General features: G+C 54.5%; 18 protein-coding genes. 6 read left to right on the top strand and 12 right to left on the bottom strand.

Annotation, left to right across the window (positions count from 1 at the left end; all coding sequences use genetic code 11):
• Positions 1-238: 238 nt before the first annotated feature.
• The 4 genes from M0R30_RS01780 to M0R30_RS01765 are packed head-to-tail and all read left to right on the top strand — an operon-like array spanning position 239 to position 3531.
• Positions 239-1093: a pantoate kinase gene (locus M0R30_RS01780; protein WP_292542533.1), complete on the top strand. Its 855-nt coding sequence runs from the start codon at positions 239-241 to the stop codon at positions 1091-1093.
• Entirely contained in the window at positions 1090-1821 is a 732-nt protein-coding gene (locus M0R30_RS01775) for a 4-phosphopantoate--beta-alanine ligase (RefSeq protein WP_292542531.1), read from the top strand. The genes M0R30_RS01780 and M0R30_RS01775 overlap by 4 nt, the downstream gene beginning before the upstream one ends.
• Positions 1808-2803 carry an AAA family ATPase gene (locus M0R30_RS01770; protein ID WP_292542530.1) on the top strand — a complete coding sequence of 332 codons (996 nt, stop codon included), beginning with the start codon at positions 1808-1810 and terminating at the stop codon, positions 2801-2803. Before M0R30_RS01775 ends, M0R30_RS01770 begins: the two co-directional genes overlap by 14 nt.
• On the top strand, positions 2800-3531 hold the full coding sequence (locus M0R30_RS01765; protein WP_292542527.1) for a class I SAM-dependent methyltransferase: 732 nt from the start codon (positions 2800-2802) through the stop codon (positions 3529-3531). Before M0R30_RS01770 ends, M0R30_RS01765 begins: the two co-directional genes overlap by 4 nt.
• 1805 nt (positions 3532-5336) lie before the next feature.
• Here the strand turns inward: M0R30_RS01765 and M0R30_RS01760 are convergent.
• Both M0R30_RS01760 and M0R30_RS01755 read right to left on the bottom strand, forming a co-directional pair.
• On the bottom strand, positions 5337-6671 hold the full coding sequence (locus M0R30_RS01760; RefSeq protein ID WP_292542525.1) for an AIR synthase-related protein: 1335 nt from the start codon (positions 6669-6671) through the stop codon (positions 5337-5339).
• A 64-nt stretch (positions 6672-6735) separates the two neighbouring features.
• A complete protein-coding gene (locus M0R30_RS01755; RefSeq protein WP_292542523.1) occupies positions 6736-7692 on the bottom strand; it encodes a tetratricopeptide repeat protein in 957 nt (318 codons plus the stop codon).
• Between the two features lie 207 nt (positions 7693-7899).
• Here M0R30_RS01755 and M0R30_RS01750 point away from each other — a divergent pair, with 207 nt between their 5' ends.
• A complete protein-coding gene (locus tag M0R30_RS01750) occupies positions 7900-8499 on the top strand; it encodes a hypothetical protein (protein ID WP_292542520.1) in 600 nt (199 codons plus the stop codon).
• Here the strand turns inward: M0R30_RS01750 and M0R30_RS01745 are convergent.
• Complete coding sequence (locus tag M0R30_RS01745) at positions 8480-8674, bottom strand: rubredoxin (RefSeq protein WP_292542518.1); 195 nt, start codon at positions 8672-8674, stop codon at positions 8480-8482. The two genes, M0R30_RS01750 and M0R30_RS01745, sit on opposite strands and share 20 nt — an antisense overlap.
• A gap of 61 nt (positions 8675-8735) precedes the next feature.
• On the bottom strand, positions 8736-9314 hold the full coding sequence (locus tag M0R30_RS01740) for a DUF99 family protein (protein ID WP_292542515.1): 579 nt from the start codon (positions 9312-9314) through the stop codon (positions 8736-8738).
• Between the two features lie 38 nt (positions 9315-9352).
• On the opposite strand from M0R30_RS01740, the gene aglJ reads away from it, so the two are divergent.
• On the top strand, positions 9353-10285 hold the full coding sequence (gene aglJ, locus M0R30_RS01735) for an S-layer glycoprotein N-glycosyltransferase AglJ (RefSeq protein WP_292542512.1): 933 nt from the start codon (positions 9353-9355) through the stop codon (positions 10283-10285).
• 285 nt (positions 10286-10570) lie between these two features.
• Here the strand turns inward: aglJ and M0R30_RS01730 are convergent, their stop codons facing one another.
• The 8 genes from M0R30_RS01730 to trxA form a co-directional block, all read right to left on the bottom strand.
• Positions 10571-10789: a hypothetical protein gene (locus M0R30_RS01730; protein ID WP_292542509.1), complete on the bottom strand. Its 219-nt coding sequence runs from the start codon at positions 10787-10789 to the stop codon at positions 10571-10573.
• The gene (locus M0R30_RS01725) at positions 10773-11372 is read right to left on the bottom strand and encodes a hypothetical protein (RefSeq protein ID WP_292542507.1); all 600 of its coding nucleotides are present in this window, start codon (positions 11370-11372) and stop codon (positions 10773-10775) included. Before M0R30_RS01725 ends, M0R30_RS01730 begins: the two co-directional genes overlap by 17 nt.
• A gap of 43 nt (positions 11373-11415) precedes the next feature.
• On the bottom strand, positions 11416-11766 hold the full coding sequence (locus M0R30_RS01720; protein ID WP_292542505.1) for a type II toxin-antitoxin system PemK/MazF family toxin: 351 nt from the start codon (positions 11764-11766) through the stop codon (positions 11416-11418).
• Entirely contained in the window at positions 11759-11974 is a 216-nt protein-coding gene (locus tag M0R30_RS01715; protein WP_292542503.1) for an AbrB/MazE/SpoVT family DNA-binding domain-containing protein, read from the bottom strand. Before M0R30_RS01715 ends, M0R30_RS01720 begins: the two co-directional genes overlap by 8 nt.
• A 130-nt stretch (positions 11975-12104) precedes the next feature.
• Entirely contained in the window at positions 12105-12647 is a 543-nt protein-coding gene (locus tag M0R30_RS01710; RefSeq protein WP_292542501.1) for an aldolase, read from the bottom strand.
• Entirely contained in the window at positions 12620-13255 is a 636-nt protein-coding gene (locus tag M0R30_RS01705) for a Fe-S cluster assembly protein HesB (protein WP_292542499.1), read from the bottom strand. The genes M0R30_RS01710 and M0R30_RS01705 overlap by 28 nt, the downstream gene beginning before the upstream one ends.
• On the bottom strand, positions 13233-13883 hold the full coding sequence (gene npdG / locus M0R30_RS01700) for an NADPH-dependent F420 reductase (RefSeq protein ID WP_292542496.1): 651 nt from the start codon (positions 13881-13883) through the stop codon (positions 13233-13235). The genes M0R30_RS01705 and npdG overlap by 23 nt, the downstream gene beginning before the upstream one ends.
• Positions 13884-14156, bottom strand: coding sequence for a thioredoxin (gene trxA, locus M0R30_RS01695; RefSeq protein WP_292542493.1), 273 nt, complete (start codon positions 14154-14156; stop codon positions 13884-13886).
• Positions 14157-14195 lie beyond the last annotated feature (39 nt).

Here is a 14195-nt window from a genome sequence, read left to right as displayed (position 1 = left end):
TTCGAATCACGGCAGGGCATGACGGTTTCATCTCCTATCATTATTTACGGTAATTGATCCGCCGCGGGGCGCCCTTCGGGGCGGCGGCGTTAATCTAAATGGGGGTATGGGGGTCTCAACCCCCATCATTATAATCTGATCATCCCTGCTCATTTTCTCTGATCTATTATCTCTACAATCCCTTAAAGTCCAAAAACACCAACTGATAGTACACGATGGGACATCCATGAGACCTGGAATGGTTACTGCCTTTTGCCCCGGCCATATATCCGGCTATTTCAAACGCGTCAATGGTACGACACGAGCGGATACCGGGAGCATTGGGGCGGGGATCATCATCGACAAGGGTGTCACTGCCACGGTAGTAAAAGCCGGGAGCACATCCATCCACGTGGACCGCGTGGATGCAAACGGTAAGAGGACTGAGTATGCCAGTGAATCTCCCCTGCTGTCATCGGTCATGGACCGGCTCGGCGTCACCGCATCGGTTGTCACGGAATGCCGCCTCCCGATCGGGGCCGGGTTCGGCCTTTCGGCAGCAGCCCTGCTTGCCACGCTGACTGCCCTTAACAGGTTGTACGGTCTTAACCAGGCCGGGCACGATATCGCCCTTCTCGCCCATGAAGCCGAGGTCATGTACCATACCGGGCTTGGGGATGTTGCCGCATGCCAGGGTGGCGGGTGGGTTGTGCGGAAAGGGCCGGGTATCGATGCCACGATCCAGCGGCGGTATGATCTGACTGAACCCCTCTATGCCGTCAGTTTCGGTCCGATCCACACCCCGTCGGTTTTAGGCTCGCAGCAGCAGATGGAACGGGTCGCCTCCGCATTCCCCCGCAGGTCCCCAGATAACGTAGACGATCTCTTCCGGATCTCGCAGGAGTTTGCTGTTGCCAGCGGGCTCGTTACCCGCGAAGTCCGGGAGGTCATCCAGCACTGCGGATCCCACGGGATCCCCGCAAGCATGACCATGCTCGGAAATGGTGTATTCGCGTACGGCCGGGATGCCCGGGATCTTCTCGGGCAGTTCGGCGAAGTGTACGAATGCGCCATGGCCCGGTCCGGGGTCCGCATCACCGGAGAAAGACCATGATACCGCCCGATCACCCCCGGTACCGCTCGCTCGTCACCCGCGAGCGCCTTGCGGAATGTGCCAGGTCGGGGATCGTGGCAATGGAAGGCCTTACTGCCCACGGGCGGGGCGAGGCATTTGATTATTTAATCGGAGAACGGACAACCGCGAGCGCACTCCTTGCAGAACAGACCGCGGCGGCAATGCTGATGACGGCCAGACGCCCGGTAATCTCGGTCAACGGTAATACGGCAGCGCTTGCAGCACATGAGATTGCCGGGCTGCAGGCAGCATCCGGGGCGCTCGTGGAAGTCAACCTCTTCCACCGGACCGAGGATCGCGTTGCCCGGATCGAGAACCTCCTGCGGGAGGCCGGGGCAGAGGTCTTCTCCGGTGAGGCCGAACGGTTGCTCCCCCTCTCCCACGACCGGGCATGGTGCCGGAGGGAGGGGATGTTCTCTGCCGATGTCATCATCGTACCGCTGGAAGACGGGGACCGCTGCGAGGCGCTGGTCGCCATGGGGAAGAAGGTGATCGCAGTCGACCTCAACCCGCTGTCCCGCACGGCACAACGGGCCACCCTCACCATTGTCGATGAACTGACCCGGGCCCTTCCGGAGATCACCCGGGCGTGCCGGGAGCTGTCAGCCGCTGACCGCGAGCGGCTCCTTTCCGCAACCGACAATCATTATCTTTTGTCAGAGGCAATACGTGAGATGACAATGAGGTTATCGCATGCTCTGGACTGAAAAATACCGGCCGTCTTCATCGCAGGAGATCCTGGGACAGGACGCAGTCATGCGCCACCTCACCTCTTTTGCCGGTTCCAAAAACGTACCCCACCTGATCCTCTCCGGACCGCACGGTACCGGAAAGAGCGTTGCGATCGAATGCTTTGCCAGGGACATGTACGGGGAGAACCGGGAACTGAACACCACGGTGTTCCAGACCGCGGACATCTTCCTCCAGGGAAAAGCCCTGCTCGAACAGGACGAGCGGTACACCCACCTGTACCAGAAGAGCCAGTCCCTGATCACGAATTTCAAGTACATCATCAAGTGGTATGCCTCGCTGCGCCCGCTCGATGCAGAGTTCAAGCTCCTGGTGTTCGAGGATGCGCATACGCTGACCCGCGATGCCCAGCAGGCACTGCGCCGGATCATGGAGCGGACCAGCAGCACCTGCCGGTTCATCTTCACGACAACAAACCAGAGCGCGATCATCCCGGCAATCACGTCGCGCTGCCTGCCGTTGTTCTTTGCGCCGGTCGATCAGGAGGTCGTGCTTGGGCATCTCCGGATGATCAAGGACCGGGAGAACCCGGAGAACACATCGTGTTCCGATGACGATCTTGACCTGATCGTGCAGGCCGCCGCCGGGGATATGCGGCGTGCGATCCTGCTGACGCAGGTTGCGTTCGAAACCGGGAAATGCCAGGACCTGTTTTCCATTTCACAGTCAGAGACCGGGAACATTGCCACATCGGCTATTGCCGCGCTCAAGGAAGGGGATGTCCGGGTCGCAACCCGTCGCCTCGAATCGCTGATGATCGATTCCGGCCTTTCCGGCAGCGAGGTCCTCTCCGAGATCAGAAAAGTACTGAAACGCGAGTACAACCACCCGGCCCTCGCCATCGCCCTCGCCGATGCAGAATACCGGATGCGGCATGCAAACAACGAATACATCCAGATCGGGGCACTGACCGCAGGAATACAGGAGACATTTTCGTGAGTTCCATCAAACAGGAGAAGATCCGCGACCATTATAACAGCGTCGCGGATACCTACGACCACCATTACGATCATCCCCGCGGCAGGAACTACCACACCCATATCAGCAATTATCTTATCAGGGCCCTGCCGGAAAAGGGCGACCTGCTCGATATCGGGTGCGGAACGGGACTTTTTGTCGAGAAGTATCTCCGCCATGGGGGGACCGCGGTCGGCCTCGATATCAGCCGGAAGATGACCGCACGGGCGCGCCACCGTTGTGCCGGGTGTGAGTTTGCCGAGGGGAATGGTGAGACGTTACCGTTCCGCGACAATTCGTTCGATGCCGTCTCGAGCCTGCTGGTGTTCAGTTATGTCAGGGACCCGGAGACGATGTTGTCGGAGTCGTATCGCGTGCTCAGGCCCGGTGGAGCGATTGCGATCTGCACGCTTGGGAAGAAACTCCTGACCCGGGGCATCCCGGCACTGTACCAGATCAGCGAGAAGATGAATGTCCGGCACGTGGTCATGAAGGATTTCGGCGAGCATTATTACAATGAAGAAGAGATGAACGATCTGTTCAACCAGGCCGGGTTCTCGGACATTGCGGTCAAGTGGTGCTCGTTTGCCCACATCGACATGATCGACCCGCTGTACAACCTCGCCAGTAAGATCGAACCGTTTGTCGAGAAGCGGGTGCCGCAGCTGGCGTATAATATTTTTGTGAGTGCTAAGAAGCCCCGGGAATAACCGGAGATTTTTTGCCCTGTGGAAAATGGGAGCAACAGATCCAGTTCAAATCAAAACTACAAAAAAATGTGAGGGCTCCCCGCCTCAGGGCCTCTCCGAGGCACGGCGGGGCAAGGAAGTTTTTTTCGATTTGATGTTAGTCACTGATCCGCCGCGGGGGCGCCCCGTCGGGGGCGGCGTCGTGCATCACAATTTTCAAAACCAAATACAGCCAGCACTGATCAATGAATTTTCCTTTGAAAAATTTTTACAAATTTTTTTCCGGAGATTTTTCTCTTAAATGTTTTTCAGAATTTTTATGCAAATTTTTTTCCGAGATCTTTCTAAAAATTATTTTAGAAATTTTTTCCAAAATGTTTTCAGAGATTTTTCCTATAATTTTTTTACAAAATTTTCCCGGAACATCTTCAAAAAATTACCCGTCACGGAAAATATTCCGATCCACTCATCCCATTATCCCCCACACTCCACCCACTAAAAACAACCGCCCCCATCTGAGACACCCTCCCTAGAACCAAGGGGGTTTTTCCCAAACAGGGGGCCTGTAAGATCATCCCCGACAGAGGAGTAGATTTCACGTCGGAGATCATCCCTCCGGAATACCTGCGGGAAGATACCATCAACAGAACTTGATTCTCCGATGTCCGACAGGTCTTAAGACCTGGAGGAGGAGAAGATTTTCCGCAGAAAATCTTCGACGGTGAGCGATACCAGGGAACCAGCCTGATCCTGCTCAAACGTGTCTTATTCCCAAAAAACGGTGCGATAAGGTTCTTTTCTCGGGCTATACGGGCCCCGATTGGATTTTCTTCGTCGAAGAATAAAAAAAGGGCTAATGGGCGCTATTGGATGGCCGATCTCCTTCCAAACAGGCTATGGTGGGCTCGACACGGAAAAAACCCTGTTTTTTCCTAAAAGTTCGGGTCGGACCGACCCTCACTTAAATGAAAAGAACCCCCGTTTTGTATCGCAGTTTTAGGGCTCCCTAATACGGGTCACCTGACCTGTGACAGGTATTTTTGAAGAGGCCGGATCTGCACTATCTAAGAGATGGTCCCGGGGCGGGGTTCCGTCGTATACCGGCGTGAGACGGAGTTTCCGATCCCCCTGAGCCCCCTACCCCTAACAAGAATATTTACCTGAGCCCCCACCCCCCTCATCCGTATTTTTCGCTGACCCCCCTGACCCCTCAGACATTCCCCCACGCAAAAACACAACGTCCCGTCGTAAACCGTTTCGAAAACAGGGGCAGACCCTCATGGAAAATTTTCAATGAGGGGGTGTACCCCTCACTAAAAAATTTGCATGACACCCCCCCCCCCTCACCAATTTTTTTCAATGACCCCCATCCCCCCTCACCAAAAATAATTCATGAGACCCCTTACCCCTAGGAAAAAAATTGTAAGAGCAGGTACGTTATCAAAAAATTTCCAAAAAAAAATTTCTGTTCACAAAAAATTCTTTTGGCTCTATGGAAAACCTGCGAGGGATAGTATTGGATTGTGATGGAGCCACGGGCGCTCGGGGTCTAATCGACCCTCGCCCCGTGGAGCATGGCCGTATATGGACACCATAAAAAAGGATCGAAAAGGGGGTCAAGGGGGTTTACCCCCTTGGGTTGCCTCGAAGAACCCTTCAGGTTCTTCTGCGCCCTCGTGGTCCTGTTGGACCATTCGGACTCCCCCTCTGGGGACCGACCGAAGGGAGGTCGAGAAGAACGCTTTAGCGTTCTTCGAGCGAGAGAGGGGGTTACCTTCGCAATTCCACTGAGTGAGTTGTGGGAAGGATTTCTACAGAGAAATTTTTTAAAACCCGCCTTTCCCGGCCCTCAGCCGGCTCAGCACTCGCTGCTTTTTCTGTATCGCCGCTTCAGAGGCACGCACAACTCCCGCTTTCATCTCCTCAAAGTCACGCGTCTCCGTATCCGCCACCTTCTTCACCGGAGTGTACGCGGATTCCCGGAACCGGGGCGAGAAGTCATGGTCTTTACCTCCGGCACGGAGCACTGCCTCCGGCTTCCCCTCTTCCACGTGCCCGACCTGCTTCATCGTAACACCGGCCGACCGGATCACGCGGCAGATCTCATCGGCGGCTCCGGCCGGTGCAACCACGAGCAGGGAATCGAGCGAGACGCCAAGGTAATCGATCTTCAGCGCTTCGAGCATCTCCTTCACCTGGGGCTGGACCAGGCTGCCGATATCGGATTCGTCAATGACGATCCGGCAGCCGGCGGTCTCGGCCATCTCGAACGCATCGCCGCGGAGCCCCCCGTTCGTCACATCCGTCATCGCGTGGACCTGCGTAAAGACGCTGCTCTTCATCAGGGCCTCGCAGGCCATGAGGAAATTCAGGTTGATGGTCTCTTCGACCACTTCCGGAAATCCTGAATAAATCGCGGCTGTCGCAATCGTCCCGCCCCCGGCACCTTCCGTCATTAAGAGGACATCCCCGGGCTGCGTGGACTTCCGGGCGGTGAGGTGTTCGGCCACACCCACGGCACCGACACACCCGGTGAGCCGGCTGCCAAGGACCATGTCGCCGCCGATGCGCAGGGTCGACCCGGTGACAAGCGGTACGTCCATTGCCTCGCCAACGGTCGTGATACCGGCAGTATAATCGAAGATCTTTGCCACATCCCCGTCATCGGCAACATGGATATCCGAGAAGAGCATGATCGGCTTTGCCCCCATCACGTACGTGTCACGGAGCGTTGCCCGGGTCACGTGAAAGCCGGCAAGATACGGGTAATCGGAAAGGCGCGAGTGCATCCCGTCGACCGTGCAGATAATATATTTTCCCCCGGCACAGACCGCACCGGCATCGTCCATCTCGTCAACACCAACGGAGGCAGACGTCTTCCCGATGATGCGGGAGATCTGGCGGTGGGCAAAAAAATCCCCTTTTCCCCGGGAGCCCACACCAAACTCGCCCATACGGACGCCGGCCGGTTCAAACGTAAAAAAGTCGCCGGACAACCCCCGGGTATTCTTCACTTCTTCAATAACGGCGCGAGCGAACGCCGATGCATAGGAGGGGCTGGCATTTTTCAAACGGACAACGTGATCGGCCAGCGTTTCCTGCAGGGTTTTTTCTTCAGTACCTTCTGCGAGTCCCCTGCGGGCATACTCCTCGACATCCATACTTTTCTGTACGTGAAACAGGCATAAAAAGGCGGAGTATCATGATCCCGGATGTGCCCGGAAATTACCTGAGCAGGATGCCGAACACATCGGAAAAACTGCGGATCGCGTCGTCAAACTTACCGTTCTTCAGTAACGACAGGCCCTTGACAACGCCCGTGCGGACATCCTTCACATCGATATAATATGCCCGGTCGAACGCACGGGCCGATTCTTCCAGCCGCCCTATCATGAAGCAGGAGTTGCTCATCACCACCCACGCGTCAGCAATGGATGGATCGATCTCCAGCGCATTCTCAAGACACCTGATCGCGTCTTCGTGCCGTCCCAGCATGGAGAGTGCAAGGCCTTTCCGGTAGAGGGCCTTTGCATTCCTCTGCTCAATGGCGAGTGAACGGTCCAGTGTTTCGATGGCCTCTTTGTAGTTCTTCAGGTGGATCAATGCAATCCCCTTCTTGAGCAGGGCTGACTGGTAATAGGGGTATATTTTCAGGGCACGATCATAACAGGCGACCTCGTCCTCAAAGCGTTTCAGTTTCCCGCAGGCAAATCCCTTGTTGACCCATGCTGAAAGGTACCGCGGCCGGATCTCAAGGGCACGGTCGCAGCAGCGGATCTCCGCTTCGAACTTTTTGAGCATCCCCTGGGCAACGCCCTTGTTGTTCCAGGCCGTTGCGTTCCCCGGATCGATCTGCAATGCCTGTTCACAGCACATGATCTTGTCATCGAAACGGTTGAGCATGCCACAGGCAAATCCCTTGTTGACCCACGCATCAACACACCGGGGGTCAAGAAGGATTGCCTTGTCACAACACTCGATCTCCTCTTCATACCGTCCCAGTTTGCCAAGCGCAAACCCCCGGCCTACCCATGTAAGGGCGAAGGTGGGATCGGATGCCAGTGCCCGGGAAAAAGAGGTTAATGCATCCTCATGCCGCCCATCCCGTCCGAATGCGAGACCTTCGTAATAGTCATCCATACTTTTCCGGCGGATACTGGCACGGTCTGAAACATCCGGCATAATGAACCTGGGGAGTGATCCCGGCGAAGGGATACTGATTTTCACAGAGATTGGTGCATGTGATATTTATGTTAACCGGGAAAAATAGCGAATCAGGCCCGGATTGTTGCAGGATCTCCGAAAATGTGCCGGATATAAAATATATTAACATTTTGTTTGCAGGATAAATTAAAAAATATTATATTAACTGAAGCTGACTTTTTCTTATTGTCCCCACGATCGAAGAAAATACCGGATGGCGCAACATCAGTGGTAATCAGCGTTATACTTGCGCTTGCGATCACCATTGCTCTTGCAGCACTGGTCCTGCTCATGGCACTCCAGATGCCGAACCTCTCGCTGGATCCGGAGGTCCCTGTGATTTTTAAGATTACGAAAATCCGGCATATCGACAGTTATGGGAGGATGACCTATGAAAGCCGGGTAATCCTGCAAAATACTGCAAAGACCGGGTACCAGAACTGGAACCTGTATGCCATTACCTATGTTAACGGAAAGAAAATCCCGGCAGAGATCCCAACGCTGAATGCCAATGAACAGGCTGCGGACACTCACCACCATGGCGTTCAGGTTCTTGAGGGGGAAGGTGCATCCGGTTCCAGGAAGAATGGCAATGCGGTCTGGACTTCCGGAGAACGCCTGGCTATTGATTACAGCGACCAGACGATCCATCCCGAAGACAGCGTTACCATCGAGATCTATGATGCGACAACAAAAAAGATCATTTCCCGCGATACCTATCCTCACACCGAAGAAAGCAACCAGGAAAAAATGATGGATTTATATCTCAGTCGTCAAGGCGCTTAAAGACGCCCTTCTTCGATTTGAGGACCTTGCATTCCGGGCAGCGCCAGGTGTCCGGGACCTGCTCCCAGGGTGTCCCGGCAGGCACCCCGTTTCGGGGATCGCCCTTCTCAGGATCGTAGATGTAGTGGCATTCGAGACAGACCCACCGTGCTGACCTTGCATCCTTTGTCATCATAAACAACTCCGTAACAACCGGTTGTGAAACCATTATGTTTCTTCTCTCTAGTTATATGAAATCAATCATGAGGGCAACCGCTTTCAGGACTGCCGGGCAGGTTCCGGGCACAGAGCCGGGCCACCCGCAGGGGTTCGGGGATTTTTCCTTCAAGAGTGAAGTCATCGCAGAACCGCGCTGCGTTGTCATCGGAAAGCCCCCACGACCGGATGAAGATTGTCTGGCCGGTGTGCAGCCGGGCGGGAGTGCGTTCCCCCAGCGCAGTGTATGCGGCAAGACGACCCGCATCATCCGGGAAATGGTGGCGGATATCCTCGATGAGTCTACCGGAATCCTCGTACGTGACACAGATGACCGGAATACCGGTCTCCTTCTCTATACGTGAAGGATCGATCACGTTGAACCAGGCAATCACGCAGCCGGAGAGCAGGATGACGTTGAGGTCCCTGCGCTGCAGGTCATGGATCATGTTCAGGATAGTATCTGTTGCATCCATTCCGCCAACCGTGACCGTGGCAAACGAGAAACCATCGATGCGGAGATCTTTCCTCATCACGACCCCGGCAAGGGTCGAGCGCGTCCTGCCGGTATAACTCTCTGCAATGCCAAGTGCCCGCAGGCCTTTTTTGGGCAGATGCATAGAAGACCTTATGACAACCGATTAAAAATACTATACCAATGAAATTCAACAAAGATGAGGTCTGCATCTTAATTCCCATCCTGAACGAGGGGCCGACAATCGGTAATGTTGTCAAGGAGTTCAAGGCCCTCGGCTATAACCATATCCTCGTCGTTGACGGCAAGAGCACGGACAACAGCGTGAAGATTGCCCGCGAGGCCGGTGCCAATGTCCGGACGCAGTCCGGCAAAGGGAAAGGGAATGCAATCATCGAGGCATTTGAGGTGATCGAGCAGCCGTACATCCTCATGCTTGACGGGGACGGCACCTATTCTGCAAAAGATGCCGAGAAGATGCTGACTCCCCTCTTCCTCGGGTTCGACCAGGTTATCGGCGACCGGCTCATCAATGCAGAGGAGGGTTCGTTCTCCAGTCTCAATCTTTTTGGCAACCACATGCTCAATCTCCTCTTCAAGATCGCCCACAGCAGGGACCTGCACGATATCCTGTCCGGGTACAGGGCATTCACCCGGCTTGCCATCCAGCAGATGCACTTAAGAGAGACAGGGTTTGAGATCGAGACCGAGATCTCTGTTGAAGCCGTGAGGAACGGCCAGCGGGTCATGGTTGTCCCCATCAGGTATTTGCGCAGGCCCGGGACCGCAACGAAGTTGTCCCCCTTCCATGACGGGATAAAAATCGTCAGCACCATCTACCGGCTCGCCCGTATCAATAACCCGATGTTCTATTTTGGCATGATGGGAATATTCACCACCCTCCTCGGATTTCTCGTCGGCATCTATGTCCTGCTGGAATGGCTCAGCCCCCTTGGCCATATCGAGCATATCCCGCTTACGATCCTCACCGTGCTGCTGATCGTCGTTGGTATCGAGATCTTCATGTTCGGTATGATCAGCGACATGCTGCTCGTCTTCCACCGGGAAATTATCCGGGAGATCCAGTTACAACAGCCGGAAAAACCGCCCAAGTAATTTTTTTTTAAATTTGCAACGGGGCCCGGCCGCATGGATGAGCCGGGCCGGAAAAATTGTGGAACCGCGTGGATGCGATTTCAGTCGTACTCCCGGAAATCCTGAAGGTCATCCCCGTTCGAAGAGCCTGATGGCTCTTCTCGTTTCTCGGGTCTGGTGACCCTCAAAATTTCGAAGGCTGGCCTCAGCCAACCTTCTCATTGTCGAGGTTCGTGCGAACCTCTCCAAACCTGAAGGATGAGAATGGCGCCGGGTCCACCATCTCCACACCCACCAGCCGGTCCCTCAATGGATTGAGGGGCGCCTGTTCCTCCCGTCAACTATCCGCAGGTATTCGCTGCGGGACAACGGCATGTTCCGGGCATTCTCCACAAGGCTGTCAATCAGGCCGGCCTGCCGGGCGCTCCACTCTGCATTGGGCGTTTGTTTCACCCATGCGGCATAGCTCCGGATAAATGCGAGGCGCTCTTTTCTCCTTGCGCTTTTATCAAAGCTCAATTCCATAATCGTCCCCCCGGACGCGGAAGGTTTCCATCCACGTCTTCAGTTCGGTACGGTCCAGATCGTTTTTGAATATTTCATAAAGATACAGTGCATCCTCAATATCCTTTTCGGAACCGAGATATAATTTGTACGCTATCTGGATATCAACAGGAGAGATATACAGGCCGGCTCCGGGAATATCAAGAAGCACCCGGCCGGAAAAAACCCTCCGGTCAACTTCATCCTTGAGGAACTTGAGCTCAATGTTCGGGATGAAACGATCCTTCTGTGCAACACGTATTCCCATATGCTGCCTGAGCATTTCCCAAAGGCCGCCGGCATCTTCAGCATTCAAAAATTCGTACCCCTCTGAAAGAAGCGTTGCATGGAGTTTGTCGAACGATTCCCTGCCGAGTGGAGGGATCAGGATGTCGATGTCTTCAGTACCCCGTGACCGTCCGAACAGGATGGCAACATACCCGCTGACAATGACGTACGGGGTGTGGGGTTCCAGTACGCGGATAAAACCAATGACAAAGTCATCAAGGAGGGTAAGGTGTTTTCCGCCAAGTACGATCCTGTCTTTTGTATACTGAAAATCCATATCCTGTACCATCAGTTACACGCTGGAGCAGATGAGGATATCGTCAGAAAGGGTCCACGGAGAACAGATCTGAAACCAGGTTCCGGATCTCCTGCATTTTCTTCGGCCGCACGATACCGATTGTGTTGCAGATGAGATCTTTTTCCAGGGCATAGATCCCGTCAGCCTGCGCATAACTGGGATGATCCGGCGATCCTGATAACAGGTCCTCATTGGTCAGACTGACCGCCATCATTTTTGGTTTCCGGGATGTGATCTTCATGACGATCACGTCGCGGGAGATCGTGTTATACCGGGAATTGCTCACAACCAGTGCCGGGCGTGCTTTTGATTGTATCTGGTTGGAATAGGAAAAATCCACAAGGACAACCGATCCCTGTGCCGGTTCATCCATGCATCAGCCTTCTCTTCGTATGTTCCTTCCATGCATCGTCAGGGTTCTCGTAATCGATCTCGATTTTGGCTTTCCGGAAGATGATCTGGTCGTTATCCGAAGAGATCGAAAGGTAATCACCCTCCTGTATATCGAGACGGGACCGGATCTTTTTCGGGGGGGTGACGAGTCCCTTGGATGAGACCTTGACAAGTGTCGTATCTGGCATATGCACTCACAACTTAGATTATTAGATTATGAGTTTTGCGGGCTATAGGTATTGTTACCAGTCGTACTCCTTTGATGCAGTACTATACTCAACGAATCATTGCAGGCAGCCGTCCCGGATCTCTTAAAAATTATCCGGGCAGAAAATTCTTTTTCAGTGCAAGCACCCGGCACGAATGCTCGGCAAGCGATGTGAACTGGTACGCCTCGTCAAGATTTTTTCCCGCGGCAAAGGTGCCATGGCCCCGCACAATCACCAGCTTCGATTGTGAAAGTACCGCTGCGACATTGTCGGCAATCTCCTGTGATCCCGGTGCACCATCAACAACCGGAATTTCCGGGCAGAACATCTTGCCTTCGCTGTCTTCCGGAATTATTTTGTCAATAACAAGCGAGGCAGCAATCGCGGCCTGCGGGTGCGCGTGGACGATTGCTGAATGCGGGGAATTTTTGTATACCGCGAGATGGACCCGGTATTCGCTGGACGCATTCTTCGGAACGGTCCCCTCAAACGGGACAAAGACAAGGCCGCTGACCGCATCGAGATAATCACCGGTCTGTTTGATGTGAAAACCTTTGTTGTCTTCGCGGGCACTCATGTTGCCGAAGTTGCCCCCCACGAGATGCTCGGCAAAGAGCCGCTTTCCTATCCGTTCGAATTCACGAGAATACATGCATCGCACCTTTTCTTTCCACAGAACTCTTTTGCATACTCCACGATATGTGCATGGGTCTGGCGGCAGGTCTCATTATTTTCCGGCAGTACGCTCTCGAACAGGTCTTTCAGCCGGTTGCGCGGCTCGGTCACGCCGGCGCACCGTACCATCCGGTCCGTGTATGCATCGATCACAAAAACCGGACGCGAGAACCCATAACAGAGGATGCTGTCAGCGGTCTCCTCACCGATTCCATGGACACCCAGCAGGCCTTCCCTGAGCGCCCGGGTTGGAATTTTTTCCATCTTCTGGACGCCACCGCAGGTCACCTCAGCAAATGTCGCAAGGGCTTTGAGCCTCCCGGCCTTGATCCGGTAAAAACCGGTACACCGGATCGCCTCCTCAATTGCCGTTGAATCAGCGGTACGGATCGTGGACAGGGAACAGAGATCACGCCGGTGGAGTTCGTCAAGTGCCCGCTCAACGTTCTCCCACCGGGTCTGCTGGGTGAGGATCGCACCGATCATCACCTCGTCGCAGTCGCCGGGCCACCACGGGATCTTCCCGTATTTTTTCTTCAGGGCCCGGACGATCTTCCGCACTTTAAATGAATCTGATGCCGACATCCCTCATCTTGTTGTATCGCGCGATATTGAGCAGGAGCGGGGTTAATGATTCCACCATACAGGAGGATGCAAGCGGGCCGGCATCAAAGGCTTTGAACCGGGAGACCTTGTTTACAATCTCCATGACGGTCTTCTTTGCCTCGGCATCATCGCTGCAGACCGGGACGGAGTAATCGAGTTCCTCGTCAAGGGCTTTCCACTTGTTTGCGGCAATCGTGTTGAATGCCGAACAGATCCGGGCTTCCTTTGGCAGGATCTTCCGGATCATCAGGGCCGCAGAGCCTTCTGCCGGAGGCACAAAGACAAAGTGATCGGTCTTCTCCATCGGGTTGACCGGGCTGACCACGATCTTATTCTCAAAACCGTGGAGGGTTGCAAGGGTCGAGGCCGCGTGTTTGAACGGGATCGCGAGGATGATCACGTCCGCTGCATCGATCGCCTGCTGGTTGGTAACCCCTGTGAGCGAGCAGGGCTTTCCGCGTTTTGTGACTTCCGTGCGTCCCATCGTGCAGGTGGCTTCTGCCTTGTCCTGTTCCCGTGAGCCGACAACCACATCATAGTGTGCGGAGAGGCGCATCGCCATCCCCTCTCCGATATCCCCGGTCCCGCCGACAATGCCGATCTTCATTCAGTCCACCACCGGTTTTAATAGGTTTTCAAGGGTCGAAATGTCCGTGACCCCTTCCATGGACTTGACAACTTTTCCATCCTTCTCGATGACCAGGGTCGGGACAACCCGGATCCCGTATTTCTCCGCAAGGTCCATATGCTGGTCAACGTCGATCTTCCGTATCTCAACGGAGTCGCCCATCTTTTTTGCCAGTTCCTCTAAGATGGGGGTCTGCAGCTTGCACGGACCGCACCAGGTGGCAAAAAAATCAAACAATACCGGTTTGCTCATTCGAACGTACCCGGAAGAGTTGTGGAAGAAAAAAAGATA

The sequence above is a fragment of the Methanoregula sp. genome, assembly GCF_023227875.1.
In the GTDB taxonomy this organism is placed as follows: domain Archaea; phylum Halobacteriota; class Methanomicrobia; order Methanomicrobiales; family Methanospirillaceae; genus Methanoregula.
Note: the sequence above shows the minus strand (reverse complement) of the source record. Positions and strands in the feature narration are given on the sequence as shown.

Bases quoted from the DNA above. Each gene is read 5' to 3' on its own strand.
- M0R30_RS01780 (WP_292542533.1), top strand. From the start codon at position 239: ATGGTTACTGCCTTTTGCCCCGGCCATATATCCGGCTATTTCAAACGC.
- M0R30_RS01775 (WP_292542531.1), top strand. From the start codon at position 1,090: ATGATACCGCCCGATCACCCCCGGTACCGCTCGCTCGTCACCCGCGAG.
- M0R30_RS01770 (WP_292542530.1), top strand. From the start codon at position 1,808: ATGCTCTGGACTGAAAAATACCGGCCGTCTTCATCGCAGGAGATCCTG.
- M0R30_RS01760 (WP_292542525.1), bottom strand. From the start codon at position 6,671: ATGGATGTCGAGGAGTATGCCCGCAGGGGACTCGCAGAAGGTACTGAA.
- M0R30_RS01755 (WP_292542523.1), bottom strand. From the start codon at position 7,692: ATGCCGGATGTTTCAGACCGTGCCAGTATCCGCCGGAAAAGTATGGAT.
- M0R30_RS01745 (WP_292542518.1), bottom strand. From the start codon at position 8,674: ATGATGACAAAGGATGCAAGGTCAGCACGGTGGGTCTGTCTCGAATGC.
- M0R30_RS01740 (WP_292542515.1), bottom strand. From the start codon at position 9,314: ATGCATCTGCCCAAAAAAGGCCTGCGGGCACTTGGCATTGCAGAGAGT.
- aglJ (WP_292542512.1), top strand. From the start codon at position 9,353: ATGAAATTCAACAAAGATGAGGTCTGCATCTTAATTCCCATCCTGAAC.
- M0R30_RS01730 (WP_292542509.1), bottom strand. From the start codon at position 10,789: ATGGAATTGAGCTTTGATAAAAGCGCAAGGAGAAAAGAGCGCCTCGCA.
- M0R30_RS01725 (WP_292542507.1), bottom strand. From the start codon at position 11,372: ATGGATTTTCAGTATACAAAAGACAGGATCGTACTTGGCGGAAAACAC.
- M0R30_RS01720 (WP_292542505.1), bottom strand. From the start codon at position 11,766: ATGGATGAACCGGCACAGGGATCGGTTGTCCTTGTGGATTTTTCCTAT.
- M0R30_RS01715 (WP_292542503.1), bottom strand. From the start codon at position 11,974: ATGCCAGATACGACACTTGTCAAGGTCTCATCCAAGGGACTCGTCACC.
- M0R30_RS01710 (WP_292542501.1), bottom strand. From the start codon at position 12,647: ATGTATTCTCGTGAATTCGAACGGATAGGAAAGCGGCTCTTTGCCGAG.
- M0R30_RS01705 (WP_292542499.1), bottom strand. From the start codon at position 13,255: ATGTCGGCATCAGATTCATTTAAAGTGCGGAAGATCGTCCGGGCCCTG.
- npdG (WP_292542496.1), bottom strand. From the start codon at position 13,883: ATGAAGATCGGCATTGTCGGCGGGACCGGGGATATCGGAGAGGGGATG.
- trxA (WP_292542493.1), bottom strand. From the start codon at position 14,156: ATGAGCAAACCGGTATTGTTTGATTTTTTTGCCACCTGGTGCGGTCCG.